At 37.7% G+C, this 26889-nt stretch carries 21 protein-coding genes and 1 pseudogene; 11 read left to right on the top strand and 11 right to left on the bottom strand.

Annotated elements, in window-relative coordinates; translation table 11 throughout:
• Nucleotides 1-121: 121 nt before the first annotated feature.
• From SGLY_RS04185 to SGLY_RS04210, 7 genes and pseudogenes are all read left to right on the top strand, one after another.
• Complete coding sequence (locus SGLY_RS04185) at nucleotides 122-514, top strand: hypothetical protein (protein WP_013624046.1); 393 nt, start codon at nucleotides 122-124, stop codon at nucleotides 512-514.
• Nucleotides 515-730: 216 nt separating this feature from the next.
• Entirely contained in the window at nucleotides 731-2014 is a 1284-nt protein-coding gene (locus SGLY_RS04190; protein ID WP_013624047.1) for a 4Fe-4S dicluster domain-containing protein, read from the top strand.
• Between the two features lie 113 nt (nucleotides 2015-2127).
• A complete protein-coding gene (locus SGLY_RS17395; protein ID WP_013624048.1) occupies nucleotides 2128-2559 on the top strand; it encodes a DUF4829 domain-containing protein in 432 nt (143 codons plus the stop codon).
• A 228-nt stretch (nucleotides 2560-2787) separates the two neighbouring features.
• Nucleotides 2788-2874: pseudogene (locus tag SGLY_RS18605) on the top strand (hypothetical protein); the annotation flags it as partial.
• A gap of 685 nt (nucleotides 2875-3559) precedes the next feature.
• Complete coding sequence (locus SGLY_RS18325) at nucleotides 3560-4273, top strand: hypothetical protein (RefSeq protein WP_242822972.1); 714 nt, start codon at nucleotides 3560-3562, stop codon at nucleotides 4271-4273.
• A gap of 170 nt (nucleotides 4274-4443) precedes the next feature.
• The gene (locus tag SGLY_RS04205) at nucleotides 4444-4920 is read left to right on the top strand and encodes a hypothetical protein (protein WP_013624050.1); all 477 of its coding nucleotides are present in this window, start codon (nucleotides 4444-4446) and stop codon (nucleotides 4918-4920) included.
• Nucleotides 4921-5333: 413 nt separating this feature from the next.
• On the top strand, nucleotides 5334-5960 hold the full coding sequence (locus SGLY_RS04210; RefSeq protein WP_013624051.1) for a class I SAM-dependent methyltransferase: 627 nt from the start codon (nucleotides 5334-5336) through the stop codon (nucleotides 5958-5960).
• 240 nt (nucleotides 5961-6200) lie between these two features.
• On the opposite strand, the gene SGLY_RS04215 is transcribed toward SGLY_RS04210, so the two are convergent.
• From SGLY_RS04215 to SGLY_RS04255, 8 genes are all read right to left on the bottom strand, one after another.
• Complete coding sequence (locus SGLY_RS04215; protein ID WP_013624052.1) at nucleotides 6201-6845, bottom strand: ABC transporter ATP-binding protein; 645 nt, start codon at nucleotides 6843-6845, stop codon at nucleotides 6201-6203.
• Nucleotides 6846-6868: 23 nt separating this feature from the next.
• Nucleotides 6869-7621 (bottom strand): hypothetical protein, encoded by a 753-nt coding sequence (locus SGLY_RS04220; RefSeq protein ID WP_013624053.1) that lies wholly within the window; start codon nucleotides 7619-7621, stop codon nucleotides 6869-6871.
• A 792-nt stretch (nucleotides 7622-8413) separates the two neighbouring features.
• Nucleotides 8414-9214 (bottom strand): hypothetical protein, encoded by an 801-nt coding sequence (locus SGLY_RS04230; protein ID WP_013624055.1) that lies wholly within the window; start codon nucleotides 9212-9214, stop codon nucleotides 8414-8416.
• Nucleotides 9215-9982: 768 nt separating this feature from the next.
• Complete coding sequence (locus tag SGLY_RS04235; protein ID WP_013624057.1) at nucleotides 9983-10390, bottom strand: hypothetical protein; 408 nt, start codon at nucleotides 10388-10390, stop codon at nucleotides 9983-9985.
• A 510-nt stretch (nucleotides 10391-10900) separates the two neighbouring features.
• Nucleotides 10901-11551, bottom strand: coding sequence for a response regulator transcription factor (locus SGLY_RS04240; RefSeq protein WP_013624058.1), 651 nt, complete (start codon nucleotides 11549-11551; stop codon nucleotides 10901-10903).
• Nucleotides 11552-11566: 15 nt separating this feature from the next.
• Nucleotides 11567-13909 (bottom strand): ATP-binding protein, encoded by a 2343-nt coding sequence (locus SGLY_RS04245; protein WP_013624059.1) that lies wholly within the window; start codon nucleotides 13907-13909, stop codon nucleotides 11567-11569.
• A gap of 61 nt (nucleotides 13910-13970) precedes the next feature.
• Nucleotides 13971-14132: a competence pheromone ComX gene (comX, locus tag SGLY_RS04250; RefSeq protein ID WP_013624060.1), complete on the bottom strand. Its 162-nt coding sequence runs from the start codon at nucleotides 14130-14132 to the stop codon at nucleotides 13971-13973.
• 110 nt (nucleotides 14133-14242) lie between these two features.
• Nucleotides 14243-15157 carry a polyprenyl synthetase family protein gene (locus SGLY_RS04255; RefSeq protein WP_013624061.1) on the bottom strand — a complete coding sequence of 305 codons (915 nt, stop codon included), beginning with the start codon at nucleotides 15155-15157 and terminating at the stop codon, nucleotides 14243-14245.
• Between the two features lie 182 nt (nucleotides 15158-15339).
• On the opposite strand from SGLY_RS04255, the gene SGLY_RS17400 reads away from it, so the two are divergent.
• Complete coding sequence (locus tag SGLY_RS17400; RefSeq protein WP_083811178.1) at nucleotides 15340-15471, top strand: 4'-phosphopantetheinyl transferase superfamily protein; 132 nt, start codon at nucleotides 15340-15342, stop codon at nucleotides 15469-15471.
• 147 nt (nucleotides 15472-15618) lie between these two features.
• Here SGLY_RS17400 and SGLY_RS04260 read toward each other — a convergent pair whose 3' ends face one another.
• Nucleotides 15619-19935, bottom strand: coding sequence for a non-ribosomal peptide synthetase family protein (locus tag SGLY_RS04260; protein WP_013624062.1), 4317 nt, complete (start codon nucleotides 19933-19935; stop codon nucleotides 15619-15621).
• 190 nt (nucleotides 19936-20125) lie between these two features.
• The gene (locus tag SGLY_RS16990; RefSeq protein WP_013624063.1) at nucleotides 20126-22066 is read right to left on the bottom strand and encodes an ATP-binding response regulator; all 1941 of its coding nucleotides are present in this window, start codon (nucleotides 22064-22066) and stop codon (nucleotides 20126-20128) included.
• 308 nt (nucleotides 22067-22374) lie between these two features.
• On the opposite strand from SGLY_RS16990, the gene SGLY_RS04275 reads away from it, so the two are divergent.
• Nucleotides 22375-22956, top strand: a complete 582-nt coding sequence (locus tag SGLY_RS04275) for a hypothetical protein (protein WP_013624064.1) — start codon at nucleotides 22375-22377, stop codon at nucleotides 22954-22956.
• Between the two features lie 192 nt (nucleotides 22957-23148).
• Here the strand turns inward: SGLY_RS04275 and SGLY_RS18610 are convergent, their stop codons facing one another.
• The gene (locus SGLY_RS18610; protein ID WP_083811180.1) at nucleotides 23149-23265 is read right to left on the bottom strand and encodes a 4Fe-4S binding protein; all 117 of its coding nucleotides are present in this window, start codon (nucleotides 23263-23265) and stop codon (nucleotides 23149-23151) included.
• Between the two features lie 495 nt (nucleotides 23266-23760).
• Between SGLY_RS18610 and SGLY_RS04280 the strand changes: the two genes are divergently transcribed.
• Both SGLY_RS04280 and SGLY_RS16995 read left to right on the top strand, forming a co-directional pair.
• On the top strand, nucleotides 23761-25560 hold the full coding sequence (locus SGLY_RS04280) for a type I restriction-modification system subunit M (RefSeq protein ID WP_013624065.1): 1800 nt from the start codon (nucleotides 23761-23763) through the stop codon (nucleotides 25558-25560).
• Nucleotides 25557-26888 carry a restriction endonuclease subunit S gene (locus SGLY_RS16995; RefSeq protein WP_013624066.1) on the top strand — a complete coding sequence of 444 codons (1332 nt, stop codon included), beginning with the start codon at nucleotides 25557-25559 and terminating at the stop codon, nucleotides 26886-26888. The genes SGLY_RS04280 and SGLY_RS16995 overlap by 4 nt, the downstream gene beginning before the upstream one ends.
• Nucleotide 26889: the final 1 nt, after the last annotated feature.

The following is a 26889-nucleotide window of genomic DNA, read 5'->3' on the forward strand; positions in this document are numbered from 1 at the left end:
AATTCAGCAAACGAACCATATCTATCATTCATCAAACGATTAGCTGTAAATGGAAAATTTGATTTTGACGCTGCGAAGGTTCTAATTTCCGAGTATAAAAAACATAAAGAGGAATGTTGATATGAGCTCTATAGTTATCATGTTATCTAGCCTTATCCTTTTGGCAATATTTGTTGGAATTGTATTCTTGCAAAAACTTCTTACAAAAAAGCACATATTGTTGGGGCTCATATTTCCTTTAATTTCCTTATTCAATTCGATGATTATTGACATAGAAATCATATCGATGATAAATAATTTCTATTCAGGGCCAAGAACGATGGAGAAATATCAAAACGGGACACTAATTCAAAAGAGTACGATTACCACAAATATTGACATTCCAAACACCATTTTGGTTTTAGCGATTTCTAATATTTCCACAATCGTTCTATTTGTAATGTTTTTTGTTGACCGTAAAAAAATAAAGCGCCAAAAAGAGCTTGCCAAAATGAATATTAGCGATTTAGAATAGACAGTTGGTTTTTTTCTGTCCTCTTTATTACTCCTTACCCATAGTTTGCAAGACCAATGTTTATATTTTGTAAAGATATCCAGCCTTGAAAACAAAAAATTGCAAACAAAAAAGAGGAATGTTGAAAAAACACATTTCTCTTTTTCAGCCGCGCCTGCTGTCTGCGAGATAAACGGGAAACCCCCAATTTGAACGTAATATAAGGACGGTGAATCCATGGGACATATTACAAGCAAAGACGCCTATAAGAATTTAGAAGAAAGAATCAATTGGTTTACCCAGGGGGCGCCGCCATCGGAGAGCCTGTATCATATTTTGCAAGTTCTCTATACAGAAACGGAAGCCAAATGGGTCGCGCGTTTGCCGGTCCGCCCGTTTACCGCCCAAAAAGCGGCAAAAATCTGGAAGACCAGTGAAGGGAAAGCGGAAGCTTTTTTAGAGCAGCTTTGTGAGAAGGCGCTGCTCGTGGATTCCTTTTATAACGGGGTCCGTCAATTTGTCATGCCGCCGCCGATGGCAGGGTTTATTGAATTTGCCCTGATGCGGACAAGAGGCGACATTGATCAGAAATATTTAAGTGAATTGTATTATCAATATATGAATGTCGAAGAAGATTTTGTTAAGGATCTATTTTTCGCCACAGAGACCCGTCTGGGGCGGGTTTATGTGCAGGAGCCGGTTTTGACGAATGATAACACCATTCATATTCTGGATTATGAAAGAGCAAGCCATATCATTGCGGAAGCAACGCATATCGGCCTTGGAACTTGTTATTGCAGGCATAAGATGTACCATGCGGGCCACCCCTGTGAAATAAATGCCCCCTTGGATGTTTGCCTCACCCTTGGAGATGTTGCCCGTTCTCTCGCGGAACATGGGCAGCACGCCAGATTAATTGATAAAAAAGAGGCAATGGAAGTATTGGAACGCTCTTACGCAGCCAATCTGGTGCAAATTGGCGAAAATGTCCGTGAAGACCCGGCATTTATTTGCAATTGCTGCGGTTGTTGCTGTGAAGCCTTGCAGGCGGCAAGAAAATTTAGCCCAATGCAGCCGGTGGCCACGACAAATTACATCCCTAAGATTTCCCAAGAATGCGTAGGGTGCGGGAAATGTGCAGAGGTATGTCCGGTCTTGGCAATTTCCAGGCCAGACAACAAAGAGGGTAGGACGGCAGTTCAAGTAGATCATGAGGTATGTCTTGGTTGTGGGGTATGCGTGCGCAGTTGTCCGAAAAATGCCGTTGAATTTGTGCGCAGAGAGATTCAAGTCATCACACCGGTGAATAGTACCCATCGGTTTGTCCTGCAGGCCATCGAAAAAGGAACCCTTCAAAATCTCGTATTTGATAACCGGGCCTTTGCCAATCATCGTGCGATGGCGGCAGTCCTTGGCGTTATTCTTAAATTGCCGCCGTTCAAGCAGATGCTGGCCAGTAAACAGTTTAAATCCATCTATTTGGATAGATTATTGTCAAAGGAAAAGGAGAAAGGGCTGTAAATTTCTGCGGATAGGCTGAGGAGCCGGAGAAGGGGATTCTTCGGAAGTAAGAACGATTAAGCGATAGGAGCCGCAACAAAGCCGGAAAGTAAGACAAACAGGAGGAAACCCTGATGAAGAAATTCATACCAATAGCTTGTGTAGGATGTTTGGTGGTTTTCGGTTATTTTTTATTGAACCTAAACGCTAAAGGTAATCCCAGTATTGATATTGGAAAATCCACAAAGTTCAGCCAAGAAGAAATACAAGCAGCAGTAGACTGTGTAATTGTAAATTTTAAAGAAGATTTTAAGGGGTGCAATCTCAAAAAAATATGGTATGACGAAGGAGAATCGGATTCTGAAATTGGAACTTATATGATTTTTGGAAGAGGTTCGGTCAATGGAGTTAAAGAGGAAAATGTGATTGTTTTGTTCTCAAACTTTGATGTTGGTACTGGTGCGGATGCCAGTTTAAATCCGAATTCAACGTATAAGGACTGGAATTGGATACTTATCAGAGAGGATAAGACAGGCAATTGGAAAATAGATGATTGGGGATACTAAAGTATTTTTGCGAGGATAGCCACATTTGACTCAATGGCGGAGAACACTTAGCCGGAGTGATTCTTAATGCCGTCAAGCAGCAATTCAAAATGGACAATAAAGGGGTTTTCGCCGATCTGGCAAAGAGACAGCTGGCTTGATTGTAATCCCTCACACTGCAACCCGATCAAAGGCCATTTCAGAATGCCTGAATATATGGCATAATATTCTTATTAATATTGGTACGATAATAATTATATGTACATGATATCCTCAACTTTAAACAAAGAGAGGGTTTTGGATATCGCTAAAAGTAGCAAACCCTATCAAAAGTAAAATATAATGTTCAAATCTTGTCCGGTTTTTACTGTCTGTGATTAAAGGAAGTCTATAAGCTCATCCTAAATTTGTTTTTTAGAAAAAAATTTTCAAAGTAACCAAATCATGTCACAAAATCCTCCTTTAATTTGTTCTATTGTTATAGAAATAAAAATCGTTCCACTAAAAGCCAAGTGTGTGTAACTGACGGATCATACACTTATACCTATCTTCGATATGGCTAAAATAAATATGAAAAATAATGGAGAGGCTGGTGAAGTGATTGAGAAGAGTGCTTATTCTGTTTATACTCATTGCATTATTATTCTATTCGGGTTGTAATAGCACTCCTGTCGAACAACAGGTTTCAACTGATCAAACTGTTAATCAGGCGGCGATCCGAACATTTAGCAACGAATTTATTTTGGAGAACAAAAGTATTCCCGAACTTAAGGATCAATCTTTCAATTACATAACGAAAGAATTTAATGGTATCCAGGGAGTGATTTGGAATCCTATATGTTTCCTGGACAATGATCGGTTTCTTTATTTGGTTACCAATATGGATTATACGGATCCGTGGGTCTATTGCTATAACCTTAAAACGAATAAAGCGGATAAACTCTATCCATCCGAGGGCGGTTTTCAAAATGTATTTATTCAAAATAGCGATAGCTTTTCAATGGTGGACAGTACCGCTCTAGTGTCAGTAGAAAAAAATCAGGTTAAAAATAAGACTCTATTTGAAGATTGGAAACAGAAATACAAACAATATGAATCCTGTGATGTCATTGCCAATCCCCGAACCGGAAAAGTTGTTCTCGTGGACAATCATACAAAAAAATGTACATTAACTGATTTGAATCTGCAAAAGGCAGTGGAGCTGCCTTTAACGGGAGTGTATAGTGCCTGCTGGATCGATGACAACAACATCATCCTGGGAGCCTTTGATCATTTTAAGGAGCGTCAGGGCAGTGCTGTCATTACATATAATATTAAAAACGAAACGACAACAAAAACCTATCTTGGGGAGCGGTTTTTTGTTGGCCCCAGCCGAGACTCCGATGAGTATTGCGGATTTGCGTATTTAGATGATGACCGCGGCCCTCTGAATACTTTTGGGGTGATCGATTATACCAGGAATAAAATAATTTTTCTGGATTTTCAAAATACATCTGATATCAAATTTCAAAGTCATTGGGTCATTACGGCAACAACTGAGAAGCCAATCGATTGGGAAGCGTGGGAAAAGACGACTGAGGGAACGGTACAATTGTGCGTTTATGATGTAGCCGCCAATTCCTATATTATCAGGGACAAGGCTTTACCCCGTCAGGCAGGAATGATCATTTCACCAGACGGCAGGACAATCGTTTATAAAACCTTTGAGAAAAATTATATCAACTGGGAGAAATAATACTATCTTATGATTTAATGATATAGTCAGCCGGACCGGATGATCTTGAGTGGTTGAAGTCGGCAGCTCTTCTTTAGGATATAGATGAAGTATTTTTTGTGTCCAAAGACAGAAATGAATTTTATTTTCAAAATTTGCGCAGGTAATCTGTTTTTAGAGGAATGTGAGAATTGAAAGAGTTTTTAAATCAATGCAGGAAAAGTAACGCCAAAAAAAATCTTAATTCTGAGATAGTAAACACTTTATTGATTTTAATTCTTGGAATTGCCTTAGGGATATTTGCAAAAATCATTGATAACATATCGATAAATGATGAGATTTTATGGCAAAGAATACTTGAAGAAATATCGTTAAGAAATGTACTGTCAAGCTTATCGGGATGGGCATTTCTCGCTCTGATTATTGCTGTTTACAGTAAACGAGCAGGGAGAGCGAGTATAAATGTATTTGGTTTTTTCACAGGTATGTTAATCGGGTATTATTACATTACAATAAACAGTATCTGGATTCTTCCCGAGGACAACTATGCTTTATTGGGGTATCATTACATTAATTACTCCTGTGGCAGCCTTTTTTACTTGGTATTCCAAAGGGGAGGGAATATTTTCCATTCTTTGCTCGGCAATAATCCTAAGTATCTTTTTTGATCAGGCTTTTTCTTTCGGGATCTGGTATATCAATGTTTCTTATTATACAGAATTGATTATTCTGTTTTTATCAATCGCACTGTTATATAGGGACAAAAAGCAGATAAGTTTTTCACTAATTGGAGCGCTGGTTATCGCACCTTTTGTTCAGTTTTGCTCATCATTTATTTTTGGTGAATTGTAAGAATGCATAGGCATTTTTGATGGATTCCCGTTGGTTTAATAAAAATCATCGCTATGCGGCTGCTGGTCATGAACATGGAGCAGAGACTCCGGATTCTTATACTCAATTTCATCGAAGGGTATTTCAGACTGTTCAGACTTGCTTGATTGATCAAGTTTTAATCTGTTCAGCAATCCCTAAGTATCGAAGATGAACTGCGCCAGATTTCAGGTTAAGGGAGTAACTGACTATGCGCGACAACAAAAAATTTTGGGACCGGTATTCCGGGCTGTATGATTTCCAGATTAACCGGTTTAATAAAGCGGCATACGAAGAAATGTACAATTTGATGTCGGAAGTGCTGAAAGCTGATATGCGGGTTTTGGAGGTCGCCACCGGAACCGGTTTAATCGCGCTTGGCATAGCCAAATTTGTCCGGCAAGTTGAGGCGACGGACTTTTCCCCTAAGATGATTGAAACCGCAAAAAAGAAAATTGTTCCGTCAAATGTGAAATTTTCTATCGAAGATGCTACAGCCTTATCCTTTGCGCATGACTCGTTTGATGCGGTCATCATTTCCAATGCGTTGCATATTATGCCGGACCCTGAAGCGGCGCTGGGGAGTATCCGCAGGGTACTGAAACCTGGTGGATTACTGATCGCACCGACCTTTGCACATGGGCACCTAAAAAACTCCACCTGGAATCTGAACGCCAAAATACTGAAACTCATCGGGTTTGAAACTTACTCGAAGTGGACACCGGAGGAATATACCCGGTTTATTGAGAAAAATGGTTTTTCTGTTGGCCGGCGGAAAGGATTAAGAGCCGCATTTCCGCTTGTCTATCTTGAGGCGACTAAAGTCTGTCAATCTTGATGGAATGAGGATACTTTACGCCATGATATACCCGGCCAAGGAAAGCCCTTATTTTGGTTCGCGGGCCGGCAGAAGTCGCAAGCTCATCCCAGCCAAACCTAAGATCTTCCGCTATTTAAGTTACAAGTGGCAATAAATCATAGAAGTTTGTCTTAATAAAGTAATCCTCAAGGCTCAGCTTTCGCCTCTGGGGTTCATTATATAGGCCGGTAACACGGTATACGAAACCTAGATAACTGGTTATACGCTTTTACTCAAAACTCCATTTTCCATACTATATACATAATCACATATCTCGTTTATATCTTCACTGTTATGACTTGCTAATAGAATTGTAACAGATTTAGATTTAAGTTCTAAAAGAAGTTCTCTAATTTTCTTTACACCTTCTGAGTCAAGACCATTCATTGGTTCATCAAGTATTAATAGTTTAGGTTCTTCCATAAGCGCTTGTGCAATACCTAATCTTTGTTTCATACCTAAAGAGTATTTTCTTACTGGTTTTTTATTGTTAGGATCTAATCCAACTAAAGCAATGGTTTCATTTATTTTTTCATCGCTTATTGTATTATTTATACTAGCTAGTATCTTTAAGTTTTTGAAAGCAGAATATTGAAGTAGGAACCCTGGGTTTTCAATGATTATGCCTGTGCTATCAGGGAAGCTGCCATTCTTAATAGGCTTATCAAATACCTTTATTTCACCTTCAGTTATGTTAATTAAGCCACAAACAGCTTTAAAAAGCATACTCTTACCAGAGCCATTTCTACCAACTATTCCATATGCCTTACCACTTTCAAGACCTAAACTAACGTTATTAAGTACCTTTGTGCCTTTTATATCTTTTGTTAAGTTGGAAATTTCTACAACTTTTATATTCTCCATATTTATTTACCTCCAATATTTAATTAATGTAGTATTTGAAATAAATCTCTTTTAACTATAATTCTATTGATAAAAATTAAATTTACAATTATTATAAGGGCTAAAAATAGGAATGACCATTGATAACTGAAATTAGAAATTATATGTTTTGACAGTATTCCTTGATTGAAAGGAAGGTATTTATCAATTTTAAGAATATCTCCAAGTGTAATCGATAAAAAAAGTGTCATTATTAGAACTAAAAATGATTGATTGTGTTTTCTGCTAACTAAACTAATAAAAATATATAAAGTTATCAAGTAATAACTTGAGAGTGATAGTAACCCAATAATTTTAAAAATTTCACTTATTCCATTTAAATTAAAGTTTATATTAATTACGCTAGCACATATAAACATAATAGAAGTTCCAAAAATAAAATATATAATGCAAACTGAAAAAGAAGTAATTTGTAAGCAGATATGCCAATATATTTTATTTCCGAGCCTTGGTAACGTATAAATGCTTCTTCTATCAAGTTCTTTGAAAAAGAAATTACCGATTATATAGATTAAAAAGAATTGATAAAGCCCCCATGTAAATACTTCAATAAGGTTATCATTATTAGATGGCCCACGAAATATTATATTAATAATTTCACTAAAACTATGACCATCACTGATGGAATTAAATTTTACTACAAATATATAAATAAAAATAATAACTGTGCAACATAAACTACCTATTGAAAAAACTGAGCGCAAGTTATTTTTTATGATCCTTAAATATCTTTTCATAACTATTCCCCATAACTACAATCTTTCTTCTTTGTTAATTTATTTCCTATGATATATATTAATACGATTAAGATGAACCAATAAGCTAGTTTTGATATTATATAAGTACCATTAGTAACTTCATTTACTCTAGAGTTCATTATATAAATATTATTGGTGAATGAAAACCTTGATAGATTTCCAGCATCAAAGGCCATGCTTAAAGCATTTAATATAATTACTAATGCAAAAGAGACTGCCCTTTTCTTGAAAATAATATTACATACAATAAAAAACATAGATATGAAAAACAGGTATAACATAGTAAGAAAACTAGTTATCAATACAAGTAATATAGGAGTTATTTCTTGTGTGATCAGCTTAATAACTTCGTTATCATACGACAAATTCACTTTACCGGTCATTGTATAAAAGAAATATGGACTCCATGAGTTAACAAAGCTCATAAAACTTCCCATTATGATACATATAATATTTATAAAAACAACAATTCCTATAGAAAAAACAAATGCAGATAATACATTTGCTCTATAAACTTCTTGCTTTGAACTAAATCTAGTATTTAAGTAATTATAAAAATTTTTTTTATCAAAAATATTGTATATAATAACCAGAAAAAACAAATCTATACTATAGAACAATGATAGATATGAAAAATTATTAATAATAAAGTCATAAATATTATATTTATGACTACTAGAAATTAAGTTTAATAGCAAAGAGAATTGATAAATAACTAATAAAGCAGAAAATATAAATAGTTTGGTTGTTGAAATTTTGAATTGTAGATAATTACAAATTCTTTTCATTTTTTACTATCACTCCTGAATAAAATAAGCCAAACCCCAATATCATTAATAATATTAGATAAATAAATACATGAGATGTACTTACTATTCGATTTAAAGCATAAACTTGTGCCAAATTAAAATTAAAAACTCTATTTATTCCCAATATTTCTACCAATGTCCCACAAAGCATATAATAAAAAAACGGAATTATTAAAACTAAATATCTATTTTTTATCCAAGCTGAAAGCCCCATTGCTAATGCTGCAATAACCATATAACATAAACCAGTAATTAAAATACATATAAGACCATATCCTAATTTATTTGAATAAAATAAACTACTAAACGGTCCCCCTACTGTTACTATATTAGATATTCTATTTCCAATTCCATATGTAGAAATCAAAAATATAAGCATCATAAAACTTGCTGCACTTCCTACTAATGCACTAGAAAGGGCATTTACTATAAATTTTATCCAAACATATTTTTTTATGGACATTCTTGAATATATAAACTTTGCAAATCCAGTTTCTTTTTCTAATAGGTATGAATCTGAATGGATAATTGTTGCTAATAAGGGAAATATTACAACGAGAAATGCAGCCGGTGAAGTACTCCTTATTCTTGTAAAAACATCAATTGCATCAAAATGTTCTTTTGATTCTTTAATCCCATAATGAGGAAAATTGATAAACACTAATAATGGTATAATTAATGCTACTAATGCAATCAAAAAAGAAATCAGAGCATTTTTCCCAAATAAAGCTCTTTTCATTTCGTTTTTAATATAATGTTTCACGTTAAAACCTATCCCTTCATAGCTTGCTTATATAATTAGTGAACCGTCTCTGGTTTGATGGACAAGAAACTGAGATAATATTTTTTTGGAGGTGTCCATTTTTAGTGACAAGGGTAAACGGTATAATCAAGAATTTAAGTTGTAAATAGTCAAAATGATTGTAGAAAAGGGGGCGAAGTGTCCCTAGTGCTTCTGCTGACGTGGGATATCTGAGCAAACCCTATATCGATGGGTAAATCAATATCGAAGAGATTTAAAAGATGCACCGGGTAGTAGAAAACTGTAACCTTCCGACGAAGAAATTCGTCAAATAAAACGCTGTTCCCTCGGAGAGGAAGATGCCATTCTAAAAAGGCAACGGTATCTTCATAAACTACCGGAAGTAAGATTTCCAGTTCATTGATGAATGGCTTCAAGTTCCGGATGGAGAAGATGTGCCAAGTTCTTAAGGTTTCGAGGGTATTTTATGCATGAGTGCAATAGGTCAAAAATTAAACGTCAAGAAGATGAAGATAGGCTTGCGGCAGAGCCCCAAGAAGGTAAGGAATTCAATGAATTAATCGGAAGTCACAGTTTTGCCTGTCTATTTTATCGGGGACAGCTCATTGCTTATCTAAGCTGATGTTACAATCTTTAGTTAATAATTATAATAATGACTCAACTAGCAACCAAAGCAAGTTGAGCCACTATTAACCTATATCAATACATAATTCATTTATGCCTAAGTTTGCTAGAGCTGTATTGATGCTATTATATTCACAATATATCTTATGGATAAATCTTTCCTTCTACATTACACGCATGCCATGTCGAGGAATCTGTTTTCATTGTAGCACCAATCGATTGATTTTTCAGAGTGGTTTCTGATACAATATAGTCAGCTCTTGTATTACCAGTTCCTGCAAAATTTGCTATTTCAGAAACTCTTGATCCATTGTGAGTCATCCAAAAATCTATGCCTGAACCGGCCCAACCTAAATATGAAACGTAGTTCTCCGCATAGCTGTCAGTATTAGTCTTAACTACAACTCCAGTGTTAAGAGAACCAGTGGCTGGCAACTTAAAATTATATTTGATAGCTTCCTGTGCAAGAGTACCTGCAAAAGCAACTTGTCCCATTAAAGAAATTGCCAATGCTGCAAATACGGTAAGACCTATTTTTTTCATTTTATTCATTTTTTTCCTCCCTACATAGATTTGATTTTCCTTGGTTTTTCTCTTGTTTTTATAGAATTGCTAATTTGCCAAAAGAATTTTGAAAAAATTTCCTCCTTCTTCTAAATCTCCCTTCACAAATATCCCCAGCAGGTGTACTATAAAAACACCTACAATTTTGTGTAGGGGCAAACGCTTTCAGATCATTTGGTACTTTGCCGGTATAGATGATCTGGGGGCGTCTTTATTTAAATGCGGTAGCATTTAAATACAATAGTAGAGATAAAGATTTCACATATCAGTTTCTAAATTAAACTTTTTTGGATGTTTATGCAAATAGATTTCCACCAATTTAGACCTCATTTGGGATATTAAACCTTATATCTAATAATTATTTTACTATAATCAAAATACTTTTGCACCGAAAAAATGTTGCAGGATACCACAATTATTTTTGCGGTAAACTACAATCGTATATGTAAGCGCTGCATTTAAAAAGAGCCTCGCGGCTCTTGAATATTTTTTCGTAATCTATATCAGGTCCTCATTTGGAATAACCCCCAGTCTTCTAGCTTCAAATATCGCTTCTGATCTTGAGCGAACATTCAATTTCCCAAAAATCCTAGTCAAATTATATTCAACAACACGCTGACTTATTAACAAATAATCCGCAATTTCCTTATTGCTCTTACCTCTGGCAACTTCTTTAAGAATCGATAGCTCCTTTTCATCGAACGATACTCCTTTTTCGTTATTTCCCGATGCTTTAATCTGTAAATCTTGACGCCTTAGTTGACGTAACAGGGATACGGGGATAACCGTTTCACCACGCAAAGCACATCGAATCGCAGTGACAAGTTGCTCTCTGGAAGCAGTCTTACTGATAAATCCTGAGGCTTGTGCTTCTACTAATATATTAAAGTAAGGTGTAATCTCATATCCTGTATAAATGATTATGGGCGTATTCGAATCGATTTCAGTAACTCTACGAGTTAATTCTAATCCATTGATCTCGGGCAAGTTCAAATCAAACATCAGCACATCAAAAGTCTGACTTTTCAATATCGCTAGGGCTTCCGAACTTGAAGTGACAATCGTTACTTTCATATCTTCTTGTTCAATCATGCTTTTGGTACCTTCACCGACAGAAGGATGATCATCGACTAATAATATGTGAATCATCTTTATCTTTCCTCTCTAAATCACTTGTTCTGTTGCCACGAAATTCGTGTCAAGATCCATCCATATTGAAACTTCAAAGCTTTCACCTAAAGTTGAATAAATACGTGTCTCGCCTCCAAGGCTCGAAACTCGCTCTTTGATTCCGGATAAGCCCATATGATTAGATGTGAATTCCATGGATTGGAGATCCATACCAATACCGTTATCGTGGTAATTTAACGCTAATAGACCATTACTATTATCTAATGTAATATTAATTTCTGTTGCTTTTGAATGTTTTGCTGCATTTGCCAGGAGCTCTTGTACAATTCGATAAATAGCCAGTATATGTTCATAATCTAAATCCAAGCTAAAATCCGTGGCATTGAAATTCACAACATAATCCGTTCGCAACTGAGCATCAGCGATTAAATTCCTTATCGCATCTACGATCCTTGACTCATTTAGTAAAGATGGAAATAGATCATTGCACGTGATCCGAATTTCATGGGTTACATCAAGCAGCCCTTCGGCGATCTTATTTAATTCTTCCCTTAGATCTATAGGTAATCGATCATCCGACGATATTATTTGTAGTTTGCGATACCACAATATTTGCTCTTGAAGTACAGAATCGTGCAGGTCTGATGCAAGTCGGCGTCTTTCCTTTTCCGATAAGCTAAAGAGAAGGCGGGAAACCCAAGGACGTGCAGTGTCTTTTTGGCTGACCGCCTCCTCTAATTTATCGATTAAACCCTCAATCATATGTAGGTTTTCATAAACAACGCTAACATAAAAAGAGATGGTTTTAAGCCATACCCTTTCGTCTTGGTTATAATGGGTTCTATTTATTTTTCCTCTAATCCATAGAAAGTGATATTTGTTCTTCTCTTGACTGACTGTTAGTAAGACCCCATTGTCTATATCTATCAAATCTCCTACCGAAATTAAGTGGACATTGTTTTCTAACCATTCAAGGATAGTTAGTTTTGGCACATCCTGAGTTCCTGTTTTTATTAATAATGAGTAGTCCGAGTCCGTTAAATCCAGTTCCAATAAGGAAATAGATTTGACGGATAAAACTTCTCTTACTTCCGTTATTAATTGTTCTTCTAAATCGGATACTTTCATTACCTTAGTAATATTCTGAGAAAATCGATTTAAACTCGCTTGAAAGTTAAATTTTTCTCTAAATAGTTTAGAACGAAGGCTCAAATCAAGTTCTTCTTTGGCATAAAGAAAGGCTATAATTCCAATATAAGTTACAATACCAACCTGAACTCTCTGGACAAACGTAAATCTCTTGGCAAGGTAGAATAAGAACCAAAGGTAACCTGAAGTGGGTATGAGGCTTATAATGCAATAATACCGTATCCGATTAATGATAAAGTCAATATCGAATAGACTGTTTGCAGTGATTAAATAGAAAAATACAATGGGAATAAAAACTATAAAAACTGCCCCTAAAGCTCCAGGTATAAGTTCTATACCAAAAACAAGGCTCGGGAGACCAACTAAGAAGATAAATGGAAAAAAAGCAAGTATTACACCGACAATAATGATGGCAAAAACCGATCCATGTATAGTATTCCTATAACGAATGTAACGGGTTGTTAAGATGTGAAGACAAAGGAACGTCTCTATTATAAAGTTAGCAAGGAAACAATACCTAATATCTAATAAATATAAACCGAAGATTTGAAAAAACAAGTTAATACTAAAAAGCAACCCATTACCTATGTAAAATATATACAAATATTTTCTATTATATAAAATGAATCCATATCTTTTAAAATAAGCAATTAAAAATTCCACAAATAAAAGGGGTATTAATGAGAATGTAATCCTATTGATGGATATTCCCACAATGTCCATTCTTGAGGATGCTCCAGCACTAATATAACTTAATCCAATAGTAAGGAAAAAAAGAATAAGTATACGTGAGGATTCATCATTACCTTTTTTAAGATACAGGAAAAAAGAAAAGGAGGACAATATACCAAACAAAAATAATGGTATTACTATATCATACTGAACTTGCTTAGGAGTCATATTATTTGACACATTAAATACCATAGATTCATGGTTTTTACTTATAACTAATGTTTTTGCTCGTTCAATAGCATTATACTGTAATACGGTTGGATAATTACTTGGTTGGATTTCATCAATTAATGAAACAATATCTCCAGTTTTGATGCCATGCTGTTCTGCCCATCCTAGTTTATCCACATTAGTTATCTGCCATATACCTGTTTGATTCTTTTTGACACATATCCCAATATATGGGATATTTATTATTACCGACAGCAAGTAGTAAAGCGAAAATAGTATCATTGCAGAAGCTGAGAACGCAAAAACCCTTTTCAAGTCTCCCATTGTAAAATTCCTTCCTAAAAAAGAGTCAGGAGCTATCCTGACTCTTCGTGAAATCATTTATTTACCAATACAATAATGGTGAGATAACATCTGGACTTTGGAGAACATCCAGGACTGCCTTTTGTTCTACTTTCGTTAAGCCGATTAAGTTTAGTTTACCCTCAATTAATTTTTCTTTTTCATCAGGATTTTGTACTAGATATTCAACGACCTTTTGTAACAATACTTTTTCCCCCTTTGTAAATTTATCCAAATAATAACACAAAATTTACGTTTTAACACCGTAAATATAATGCAGCTTACCGCAATTATTTTGCGGTAAACCGCAACTATTTAAAAGTAGTGTAATAATTTATTTTTCCATTCTTTTTGGACACTCATTTTATCGATCAGCTCAATCGCCTGAAGCTGATTTATCCTAATAATGATTTGAGCATATTCAAGAACACCTGATTTCCTAATTATCTCTTCAAGTTCTGCACGATCGTTTAGTAATTCTTTTTTTATAGTCTTTCCGTCAAAATAGTCCCTGACAAACTGATACTGGGGTTGTTGTAAATTTAGCAAATACAAAGTAAGGAGAGTTTTTCTTTTATTAAGCAGATCATTTTTGGGGTCCAATCGAAAGATATCATTGATATCGTTTTTAATTTGAGCGATAATTCCTAAATGCTCTGCATATTTGTTCACAACATCATGATGATTTTCACTTGCTAAAGCCGTTCCTACGAGACATGCAGAAGCCATGAGAGAGCCTGACTTTGATCTTACCATTTCAATATAATCCTTCTCAGATTCAATCAAATTCAAAAGATCAATATGTTGTCCATTAATTGCTTTTATTACACACGAATTGAGGTAATTGGTCCCCATTGCTTTTTTATTTGGTTCAAATGAAGTATGTTCTAGACTTTTTGTACTTAGCATTAATAGACCCGTAGCTATGTTCATAACTATTGCATGATCAATATTATTCCAGGGTACAGAAAAATTGTCATTATCCTGCAAATCGTCAAATATATCCAGTGAAAGAATCATTAGCTCCACCGCAGCTGCGGCTCGAAAAATATCTGTTGACTGACCATCAAACATCTGATAATGCAAAATAACAAGCTGACCGAAAGGAAAGTGACCTTCCATTTTGTATCTAACGAATTCTGACATATACTTTTTAAGTTCTTGAGTTGGGAAATAGTCATGTATTAACTGTAGCATCATTTGTTCGATCATGGCCCAATTATCTTGCAAAAAAGCTACCTCCTAATTCTCGCAAAAGTGAAAATAACCAAGCGCAAGCAGTATTACAATGGATTAATATCCGATTAGCTTTGACAGCCTTTTAAGGATTTGGCTATTTTTCAACACAACCTACTATATCCTTACAGATCAAGTGCGCAGTTTATATTCAGAGATGCTGATACGAACTATTCTTGTACAAATTTAAAATATGGACTCGAAAAGAAAGCTACATTAAAGCTGTTGGTATAGGACTTTCTTTGGGCGTAGAGACCTTCTCAGTATTGGAAGATACCATGGAAAATCAGAAAACCCATGAAACTTAGCATATCAGATCCGTGGATTTACAGGCTAGGTGTCAGGTGGCCGTGTGTACTTCCAAACCCTTTGAATGGGTCCGCATGATAACCTGAATGCTTGCCTGAGCCGGATTGTTATTTGAGGTGATATGAGATTAGGTTATACCCTTCCCGTTATTGCGTTTCTGAGATGCTGCGAAGGAAGTGTTTTTGCAGAAATCCCGCAGCTTCCATGTGATTGATAACCTTTAAGATATATTCTTTATCAATATCAGGCCATTGGAAACCAACCTGACATAAATACTGCAGAGTTGCGGACGAATCAATCTCCAGGTTAGAATCAAAGCCAATCGTGCCGCCAGCATTGAGCGTAGAAATAATACCGCTCAGAATCTCCTTGCCATGGCTAGTCACAGAAAAAGATGTTAACAGATCAGCAAACGAGCTGCGCGGCAAAACCTTGATCTTGATTCCGCTGGTTTTTAAGAATTGAAGCATTTGATTTACCCCAATCATTCGGTGATTAAAGAGATGATAAACCGGGACAGCCTCCTTAATTGCCTGCAATTTCACGATAGCTTTCGCACAATAATCTACCGGGGTAAATTCCAAAGACTTTTTAAGATAATCCTCCGGTACGGATTCCAATAAGAAAATGGCTTTTAAGTGCCGGTAAAAGGCATTTTGTTGGATGTTTATCTGGAACTGACCGTCAGTATGTCTCCCAGTCAATACCCCTACCCGAAAAATAGTGGCATTCAGTCCATTTTCAGCAGCTTTTAAAATGAGATTTTCCGCCTCAAATTTAGACCTGACATAAACATTGGCTTGATAATCCTGCCCGATATAAAAGTCCCATTCGGTAAACTTTTGGTTTAGATGATCATAATTCCTATAGTTGCCAGCCACACTGATTGTCGAGATGTGGTTCAGCTTCTTGGCGTGATTCAAGCAAAATTTCATCACCTCCTCAGTTCCTTTTACATTGACTCGAAAATAGGAATCATAATCACCGTAGTGATTCACCAATGCCGCCGAATGAATCACTCTGTCAATGTTTTTGATCAAATCACTATAGGCCTTCCCCGAGAGCCCAAAGTTCTCAAGGCCAACATCCCCATAGACGACGATGAGTTTGCCAGGCAAGCGTTTCCGAGAGAAAGCCGGAAAGTAATAATCCAGCAGCCGATACAGTTTCTTCTCCGATTCTTCACCGCGAATTAAGCAGTAAATGGTCTCGCCGGTCGTAGAAAGCAGCTCATAGAGGATATGCATTCCTAAAAACCCGGTTGCCCCTGTCAAGAGAATATTCCCAGTGTTCCTAGCGGACAAGTTCGATTCAAAGCCCGACGGTTTGGGAAATATTTGCTCGGTTATCTGTCCAAATACAGGAGCAGAAGGATAACCTGTCATTTTTTCTGAAAGCTTTCGGATCGTTGGGAAATCATAGAAATCCTGGGCGGAAAACCCCCAATCATTTGGATAAAGGCCGGATAGGACCTCTAATACGGACAGGGAATCGCCGCCCAGCGCCAAAAAATCATCGTCGATTCCCACTTGCGTTATTTTCAGCGCCTCCTGCCAGAGAAAGGCCAGTTTCCATTCCAATTCATTCCGCGGGGGAACATAGGCAGGCTTGGGTTCGATTGCAAGATCCGGTTCGGGCAACGCTTTTCGATCAAGCTTTCCGTTTGAATTCAGGGGAAAGCGGTCAAGGATAAGAAAATGCGCCGGAATCATATAAGTGGGAAGAGACTTTGCCAAATGCTCCTTTAAATCAGAGCTTGACGGGCAATTTTGACCATGTTTGGTGACGTAGGCGTAAAGGGACTTTTTATGATGACGGTCTTCGTTGCATAAGACAATGGCTTCTTTCACCTTTTCATGCTGTTGCAAGGCACTTTCGATTTCCCCCAGCTCAATCCTCAGCCCTCTTATTTTCACTTGACGATCGTTGCGGCCCAGGTATTCGATTTCGCCATTGTTCAGCCAGCGGGCCAGATCCCCCGTCTTATACATTTTACGGCCGGGAATAAAAGGATGCGCAATGAACCTTTCTCCGGTTAATTCCTCGTTGTTGAGATATCCCCGTGCCACCCCGTCGCCGCTGATAAAAATTTCTCCCGTTACTCCGATCGGAACGGGTTTCAGACTTTCGTCCAAAATGTAGATTTGGGTATTGCCTATAGGTCTGCCAATGCTGATGGATTCCTGTTCATTGAGGTATTTCACAGTCACATAAATCGTCGTTTCCGTTGGTCCGTAACCGTTGAAGATTTGGGCCTGCGTGACTTTTTTCAGTTCGCTTAACAGGTGTTCCGGAAAACACTCTCCGCCAAGAACAATTGTTGTCAGAGAACCCAGCTTATTTGCATTTGGGTCATGAAGGATTAATTTCATAAGGGAAGGGGTTGTCTGCAGAAAATCAACTTGGTATGTTGTGATGAGATTAAGCAGCAAATAAGGAACAGCAGCTTCTTGCCGGTTCGCCAGGATAATACGCATTCCTTTGACCAGGGGCAAAATTGTTTCGACAAAGAAAATATCAAACGAAAATGAAGTAATCGCTAAAACCGTCCCATCGGAACAGTTTATTGCTCTTGCAAAAGAATGGATCAGATTGTTTAAACTCCGGTGTTCGATCATTACCCCTTTGGGCGTCCCGGTTGAGCCGGAGGTATAAATGATATAGGCCAGATCAGCCGGCTCCGGTCCATCATCCAGCTTCGCTATGTCTTCTTTGAATAGTTCCTGGCCGTGAAGGTTAAAGACAGGCGAGTTCAAGATCAGGTCAGGATTATTGCTGGTATAGGTCAATACCAGCTGGCAATGACTATTCTCCAGCATGTAATTGATTCTATCCGGCGGATAAACCGGATCAACCGGCACGTAGGCCCCTCCGGCCTTCAAAACAGCCAGGATAGCGACAAGCATCTCAACAGATCGCTCCATGACCAGACCAATGATCGCGCCTTTTTCTACTCCCTGGGCCCGTAATGCCCCGGCCAGTTGATTGGACCGCCGGTCCAGTTCCAAGTAAGTTACCGCCCTATTCTCAAAAATCACCGCGATTTTTTCAGGGGTTAACCGCACTTGCTTTTCAAATAGAGTGACGATGGTTTCTTCCCTCGGGTAGTCCTGTTGGGTAGCGTTAAATTTCCAGAGCAAATCAGCTTCCTGCGCGGAAGACAACATCCTGACATCTGAAAGCGGCAAATGCGGATTGTCCATAGCATGACGAAGAAGCGTCACAAAGTATTCATGCAGCCGGTGAATATCAGGTTCCGAGAAGACACCGGTTAAATAATCATAGTCCATCGTGTAGTTTCCGCTGTCTTCACGGTCACTGATGTGGAGCGTCAGGGAATCAAGCTGCGCCCCATTGAATAGCCATTTTTGATCATAATTAATATTGCAGACGTCTAATTTAGCATTCTGAAAAGATAATGAAAGATCAAATAGCTTATCCTGTATGACATGGGCTTCACGAAGATCTTTCAATATCTGTTCCAAAGGGTATTTTTGATGTCTTAGCAATGTTCCCCATCTTTGGATAACCTTTTTAACCAAAGATAGAAAATCAAGATCATTCTTCAATTCGATACGAAAAGGAATCGTACTGATGAACATCCCCATCGTATTCTTTTCTTTTATCCCGCTGCGGTTAAGGACGGGAGTCCCGATAACGAGATCTTTCGTAGAAGTCAATTTCCAAATCATGATTGCTAAGATGGAATAAAAAATACAAAAGGGGGAGACGTTTTCCGCACTGCTGAATTCTTTTACCATAGAGGTCAGGTCCCCCGGCAAAATAAAGGTTTTCCGTTCAGCAGCCGTAGGATTGGAAACGGCTTTATTACTGAAAATCGTGCATTCCGGGGAATCAGAAAATAATTCAGTCCAAAAGGCTCTGTGCTTTTGATATCTTTCCGAGCCATGAAATTTTATTTCAGTCTGAATATAATCTCGATAAGAAGGTCTTTTCGCACACCCGGCTTCTTCATTGTCCCGTAATTTACAGTAGTTCTGCAGGACTTGACTAGCCAGATCCGTTATACTCCAGGCATCAGTCACGATGTGATGAACCTTACCGAAAAAAGCGCCTTCGTGACTGCTCGTCCTGATCATCACAAAGTCATAGAGGTCAGAATCCAATAACTTAAACTGTTCACGGCTTCTTTTCTTTTCCCAACGACTTCGTTCTTCCCGGCCATTGGCATGGTTAAAATCCAGAAACTCAAATTGCTGCTCCAGATATTCGGCAAAATACTGCTGAGGCTCTTTGCCCTTTTCCACGAGACGTATGCGCAGCGCATCATTATTCTGAATGACAAGATTGATCGCTTGATTTAACAAAAGGTAATCGACACATTCTTTGAGGTCTACAATAAAAGAGAGATTGACAAAGGTTGTAGCAGGATGAAACTTCTCAATCAGCCAAATGGATTTTTGAGCATTGGTAAGAGGATATAACGTCATCTTGGACACCATAAACATCCCCCGATCGCAGTTGATTTGTGGGTTAGGGCGATAGGCTGATCAACCCTGACTTTTATAAACGCATCAAAATAGTGATATTCCCCCTTTCTTGCTTTCTTGAGGCAAAGGAATACTCTTTTCGCGGATTGGCCGCAGAGAAACAGCAATGAAACCGGATTGGTCTTTTGTTCAATCTGAAGGCCTATGCCTGAATACACTCTATTTGAATCTCTTCCTCCAAGATTTGTTCTAATTTAACTAAATCCACGGGCTTGGCCACGTGCAGATCAAAGCCGGCTTCTTTGGAGCGTTCCATATCCTCCGGCTGGGCGTATCCCGATAAGGCGATCAGATAGACGTCTTTCAAGCGCTCATCCCTCCGTAAATTGCGTGCCACTTCATATCCGTTCATACCGGGCAACCCGATATCGCAAAATATTACATCAGGCTGAAATTCTTTTGCCCTGGCTAATCCCTTGATTCCATTCGGAGCGGAAATAACTTCATGGCCTAAGTGACCCAGCAGGGAACACAGAATCTCCGCCACATCCGGAATATCGTCAATAATCAGGATCCGCCGTCTGCCGGAATTCTTCCTGCCTTTTTGTTGCGTAAAGCTTTTTTGAGGCTCTTGATTAACCTCCAGAGGAAGCTGGATGATAAACTGAGCTCCTTTTCCTAAACCATCGCTCTTGGCGAAAACTTTCCCGCCGTGTAATTCTACCATCCCTTTGACAATAGCCAAGCCCAGACCGATCCCTCCGCTGCTGTGGGCCAGAGTAAGATCTGCTTGGACAAACGGCAGGAACAAATCTTCCAACAACTCTTGCTTAATGCCCATCCCGTTGTCCTTAACCTGAATAATGGCTGCGGATTTGTCTTCATCTTTAGAAACGATAACCCGAACTTCCCCGCCTGTGTTTGTAAATTTCAGAGCGTTATACAACAGGTTTTCAATAATCTGTATCAGCCTGGCTGAATCAGCAAGGACGTATACCGGCTGAACATAATCTTCGACTTCCAGACTCAGTCCTTTTTCCGTAAACATTTGTTTATAGTTTTTCACTGTCCGCTGGACCAAGCTATTGAGCTCGACTAAGCCTGTATTAAGTTTGATCTTGTTCTGGGTGATGCGGGTTACTTCCAACAAGTCATCCACTAATCTGGAGAGCTGAATCGTCTGCCGTTCGAAGATCTCCATAGCCTGTGCCGCCTGCGGGGAGTCCGGGGCGGCAAGTTTAAAAAGAGAAAGACTCATCATCATTGAGGCTAAGGGGTTCCTCAGTTCATGGGACAGACTGCTGAGAAACCGGTTTTTCTGATAGTCTGCCTTTTTGAGATCTTCGACCAGGGCCAAAGCCCGCTGCTCACTGTGCTGAAGAGCTTTCTCCGCCATGAAGTCCTTTTTTTTCGCGTAATAAAAAAAGTAAGAGATAAACCAGGCTAAGATGATAACAATGGTGCTATTGAAATAATAACCGCGCAAGAGAAGGGGGTTAGTCTGTAATTGGCTTATTCCCACAATGAAGATGATATGAGTTGGAAGATAGATCCACAGGCTCCGTACCGGATGGTGGTAATTCACGATGGCAATCAGGTATGCCCCAAAGAGATAAAGCGTTATTTCCCCGTCAATCCGCTGATCGTTAACTGAAAATAATGCACAGATAATTGCAAGAATAAAATTAAATAGAAAAGCGAGCAGATGATCACGCCTGGTGAACGCGGAAGCTTGGGGCCTGAGTTTGAACCATGAAATACCAAAGAAAACAAGCATAAGTAATAATGTGGATAAATGCAAAAAGAAAAGTACCTTGTATTCATTGCCAACAGAATTGAGGCCATTCCGCATGATTGGCAGATCAAGAGTAAACAAAAGAATAATAATAAAAACGATAATGATTATGCTTAAATTACGAATTCTGTAATAATTGGTACGGATGAGTTCCTGACTAAACTCCTCCGTTTCTTCGGAAGTCAGTTTTCTGCCTTTTGTAAATATAGCCGTATTCACCTCCTCTCGCGAAACAGGTGCGGTAAATTCCAAGGCGCCCCTCAACATTTTGCGCGTGATGTTCATATTGATGACGATCAGAAGGTTTGCCTGAATCAGCATATTGCATCTGTCAGATATATTCAGCAACGCCAGGCCGCTACTTCGCCAGGCCGCGGCAGGGCTGGTTCATCCCCAATCCTGTCCTCATTATGGCATAAAATGCCTGACGAATTCGCGCGAAATCTGTCAAACATAAAAATACTTTTATAGAAATTAGAGGAAGACAAAAAAGTAAAATAAACCACATTCCTTTACGCCTTTTTGAACTTACCTGAAAGGTCAACCTCAGTTCAGCGCAAAACTGATTGAAGATAAACCTTGTAAAAAATAGATTCTTTTAAGCGTCGGCTGTATAATAAGATCATATTTAGAAAAATTTGCGGGAGAAATCATATTTGAATAAGTTAACAAGTAGTCTGTTATTATTGATAGGGATAATGATGATCTTTACGGCAGCATGCGGCAGCATAAAACAAAACGATTCATCGCCGGGTTCTCCGGTCAATGCCCAACAAAATTTTCCTGAAAACAATACAAATGAAACGAACGATGTTCTTCCTCCTTCTGAGAATGTTCATTCTATTAATGGAAGCCCCGCTTCTATAGAACCGCCCTATTTTGGGGTATGGGTCATTGATAGAGTGGTACCAACCAGCAATGTTACAGCTTTAACGACAGAAAAAGCTAATAGCTATATCGGGAAAAAGATTATCGTAAATGAAAAACAAATCGTCACAAACAAAGGAACCATAGAAAATCCGATATATAAGGAAAACATATTGACCGATGATGATTTTTACATGAATTGCAGAATCCATTTCAGCAGCTTGGAAGTTACCGATAATACAATAACCGAAATTGACGTCTCAAATTATCAGAATGAAACAGAAGACGGAATAGGGTCGAATTTAATTCTAACAAACGATGACCGATTGTATACGATTATCGGCGGGGCTTTGTTTAGATTAAGCAAATAGAGGACTATTTAAAAAAGGGCCGGGTATCTTAAGTGACTCCCGGCCCTTTTGGCATTTAAAAATTTGTTCTCACATAATCGGCATAAAGAATCCAAAGGCATCAGGACTCGAAAGTAATACCGGCAAAGAAGCCATCAAGCTGCTTTGCCGGTATTGAAAAGTTATAAATGTATTGAATTAAGAAATACAACCCTATCTCCAGCTTCTTTTAAGAGCATGGACTTGACATGAGTTTATACATTCTCCGCATTGAACGCATTCATTGTAGTTCCAGTTATTGTTTTTATCAATATCAAAATTGAATAGCATCGCCTCTTCAGCGGGGTCGAGCAAAGTACGTCGATGACTTAACGCTCAGTGAAAAAAGTACTAATAGTTTTCTGAAAATTTAATTGAGTAAAAAGGCTTTTAACAAGTTCTTCGAGAATCTTTGATATAATTATATCTATAATTGGAGGTTATATTAGACGAGAGTTTGAGGGGGTAGTCTAAAGCAAAAATTACCGAAATAACATTCGCGCGGATTATTGAAAGACTAATTAGTGAAGATCACCCCATAACTTTATCGTGTTGATAACTCGAATATTAAGAAGCATTGCACTTATAAGTTTAACAGAAGATTGATAAGGACATTATATTTTATTGAAAAGCTAAGAATTACATAAATGTTTCTTGAATAGCGATTGGGAGTCTACCATCTTTCTGTTATGATACATGTGTGAATAAATTAAAGAAAAACTTGCCTATTAAGATGCCCAAAGTCCATGTTGGGTATGGGGAACCTGAAGAAAAGGACGAGCATAAATGAAGAATTTTAAAGAAAAAGCAGACCTGATTTGGAAAGTAGCAGATCTACTTCGAGGTGATTACAAACAGTCAGACTATGGAAAAGTCATACTTCCAATGACTGTGCTTAGACGGCTAGATTGTGTACTCGAGCCAACCAAGCAGAAAGTTTTGGATTACTTGCCAAAAGTGGAGTCACTGAAAGAAAGTGCCAAAGATATAGCTCTCAATAAAATTGCGGGGTTTAACTTTCACAACAGAAGTCAATTAAATTTTGATAAATTAATTGCCGACCCCAATAATGTTTCTGTAAATCTTAGAAACTACATCAACGGTTTTTCCAGTAGTGCAAGGGAAATAATTGAATATTTCAACTTTGACGACCATATTGACCGTATGGATGATCCTAAAACTGATATCCTTTTTAGAGTACTTAAAGCATTTCAAGAGATTGGCCTGACTGATATGGACTCTATGGAAATGGGTTATGTGTTTGAAGATTTAATCAGAAGATTTGCTGAACAATCCAACGAAACAGCTGGGGAGCATTTTACGCCAAGAGAAGTCATTCGTTTGATGGTAAACTTGTTGTTCATAGAAGATAAAGATATTCTCACTCAAGAAGGTATTGTTAAGACACTATATGACCCTGCTTGCGGTACAGGAGGTATGCTTTCTGTAGGCGAACAGTATGTTAAAGAACTTAACCCTAAAGCGGAGCTAAAAGTATTCGGTCAGGAAATTAATCCTGAGTCTTATGCTATTTGTAAATCTGATATGTTGATTAAGGGGCAAAATCCCAGCAACATCAAGTTTGGTAACACTTTTACTGTTGATGGTCTGGAAGAAGAAAAGTTTGATTACATGCTTTCTAATCCTCCCTTTGGTGTGGACTGGAAAAAGGCTGAAAAAATAATTAAGGCTGAAGCGGACAACAAAGGCATGAATGGCCGCTTTGGTGCGGGTTTACCAAGAATTAATGATGGTTCTTTGCTTTTTTTACAACACATGATCTCTAAAATGAAATTAAGTGGCACACGAATTGGGATTGTATTCAATGGCTCACCACTGTTTACAGGAGCTGCTGAAAGTGGTGAAAGTAATATTAGAAAGTGGATTATTGAAAATGACTGGCTGGAAGCAGTTATTGCTTTACCCGACCAACTTTTCTATAACACAGGCATCAGTACTTACATCTGGATTATAAACAACAGCAAAAGTGAAGAACGCAAAGGTAAAGTACAGCTCATTAACGCCACAGGTGCAAAAGACGAAGAACTGACCAAAGAAGGCAAATTAGACTTTAATCGTTTTTGGCAAAAGATGGATAGAAGCCTGGGCGACAAGCGCAAGAAAATTGCTGAAAACGGCAACACCAAAGGTATCGGCTTTATTACCCAGCTTTACGGTAATTTTGAAGAAAATGAATTTGTTAAAATATACCCCAACGAATTTTTTGGCTATTGGCGAATTACCGTTGAACAGCCAATGAAAGAAAATAGCAAAGTGGTAAAAAGCAAAGGACAACCTAAACCGGATACTTCATTAAGAGATTATGAGAATATTCCTTTCTTAAAAAAGGGTTCCGATGGTAATCTTATCCCTCAAACCATTGAGGAATACTTTGAAACCGAAGTAAAACCACACCTTCTAGAAGCATGGATTGACCACAGTAAAACCAAAATTGGCTATGAAATTAACTTTACCAAGTATTTCTATGAGTTTAAGCCATTGAGAGCATTGGCAGATATTAAAGCTGATATTTTAGCTTTGGAAGAGAAGACTTTGGAAACGGAAAAAACGGTGCTAGAATCATGAAAAAATACAATTCATATAAAGACAGTGGTATTGAATGGATTGGAGAGATCCCGGGGCATTGGGAAGTTAAGAAATTCGGCTATATTTCCTATATGAAAGGAAGAATAGGTTGGCAAGGGCTGAAGCAAGCCGAATTTACAAGTAATCCTGAAGACCCATTCTTAATTACGGGTATGAATTTTCATGATGGGAAAATAAGATGGGATGAAGTATATCATATTCTAGAAGAAAGGTATAATGAAGCACCAGAAATTCAGTTGAAAGAATCAGATGTTTTATTCACAAAAGACGGAACCATCGGTAAATTGCTTTATGTAGATTCAATTCCATACCCACACAAGGCATCACTAAACAGTCATCTACTTGTACTACGCCCATTAAATAATTTTTATAACCCTCGCTTTATATATTATCAACTAAAAGGGCTTCCTTTTAAGCATCATGTTGAACTTACAAAAACAGGCACAACATTTTATGGAATAACTCAGGAGGCGATGGGACAATACAAAGCATTATTACCCTCCCTACCTGAACAAACCGCCATTGCTAACTACCTCGACCGCAAAACAGCAGAGATAGACGAACTGATTGCTGACAAAAAACGCCTGCTTGAACTCTACGAAGAGGAAAAAACCGCCATCATCAACCAGGCCGTTACCAAAGGCATTAATCCTGATGCACCTATGAAAGATTCAGGCATTGAATGGCTGGGAGAAATTCCGGAGCATTGGGAAGTTAAGAGGTTGAAATATGTAGCAAATATCGTGCTAGGTAAAATGTTAACAACGGAAGATAAAGGCGAGTACTACCTAAAACCATATTTGCGTGCTGCTAATTTAAATTGGCTCAGTGTTAATGTAGATGATGTAAAAGAAATGTGGTTTTCTGAAAGAGAGTTAAATAAGTATCGTTTGAATAGAAATGATCTTTTAGTAAGTGAAGGTGGAGAAGTTGGGAGAACTTGTATATGGAAAGAAGAGCTTGAAGAATGCTATATTCAAAATTCTGTTCATAAAGTTACACTGAATGATAATTCTGACTCAAATTATTTTTTGCAACTATTTTATTTGTATGGTAAAAAAGGAGCATTTGATTTAATTGTCAATAAAATAAGTATTGCTCATTTGACTGTAGAAAAACTAAAGGAAATTAAATTTATTACACCCCCTTTCGAAGAACAACAATCCATTGTCCACCATATAAAAACCGAATGTGCCAGTATAGATGCCAAAAAATTCAGAAATGAAAAATTGATAGAATTCTTAACCGAATACCGCACAGCTTTGATCAGCGAAGTGGTAACAGGAAAAATAAAGGTGGTGGACTAGA

This window comes from Syntrophobotulus glycolicus DSM 8271, from assembly GCF_000190635.1.
GTDB classification, from domain to species: domain Bacteria; phylum Bacillota; class Desulfitobacteriia; order Desulfitobacteriales; family Syntrophobotulaceae; genus Syntrophobotulus; species Syntrophobotulus glycolicus.

Bases quoted from the DNA above. Each gene is read 5' to 3' on its own strand.
- SGLY_RS18610 (WP_083811180.1), bottom strand. From the start codon at position 23,265: ATGCTATTCAATTTTGATATTGATAAAAACAATAACTGGAACTACAAT.
- SGLY_RS04210 (WP_013624051.1), top strand. From the start codon at position 5,334: ATGCGCGACAACAAAAAATTTTGGGACCGGTATTCCGGGCTGTATGAT.
- SGLY_RS04215 (WP_013624052.1), bottom strand. From the start codon at position 6,845: ATGGAGAATATAAAAGTTGTAGAAATTTCCAACTTAACAAAAGATATA.
- SGLY_RS17395 (WP_013624048.1), top strand. From the start codon at position 2,128: ATGAAGAAATTCATACCAATAGCTTGTGTAGGATGTTTGGTGGTTTTC.
- SGLY_RS04220 (WP_013624053.1), bottom strand. From the start codon at position 7,621: ATGAAAAGATATTTAAGGATCATAAAAAATAACTTGCGCTCAGTTTTT.
- SGLY_RS04280 (WP_013624065.1), top strand. From the start codon at position 23,761: ATGAAGAATTTTAAAGAAAAAGCAGACCTGATTTGGAAAGTAGCAGAT.
- SGLY_RS04185 (WP_013624046.1), top strand. From the start codon at position 122: ATGAGCTCTATAGTTATCATGTTATCTAGCCTTATCCTTTTGGCAATA.
- SGLY_RS04190 (WP_013624047.1), top strand. From the start codon at position 731: ATGGGACATATTACAAGCAAAGACGCCTATAAGAATTTAGAAGAAAGA.
- SGLY_RS04235 (WP_013624057.1), bottom strand. From the start codon at position 10,390: ATGAATAAAATGAAAAAAATAGGTCTTACCGTATTTGCAGCATTGGCA.
- SGLY_RS04260 (WP_013624062.1), bottom strand. From the start codon at position 19,935: ATGGTGTCCAAGATGACGTTATATCCTCTTACCAATGCTCAAAAATCC.
- SGLY_RS04240 (WP_013624058.1), bottom strand. From the start codon at position 11,551: ATGATTCACATATTATTAGTCGATGATCATCCTTCTGTCGGTGAAGGT.
- SGLY_RS16995 (WP_013624066.1), top strand. From the start codon at position 25,557: ATGAAAAAATACAATTCATATAAAGACAGTGGTATTGAATGGATTGGA.
- SGLY_RS04245 (WP_013624059.1), bottom strand. From the start codon at position 13,909: ATGGGAGACTTGAAAAGGGTTTTTGCGTTCTCAGCTTCTGCAATGATA.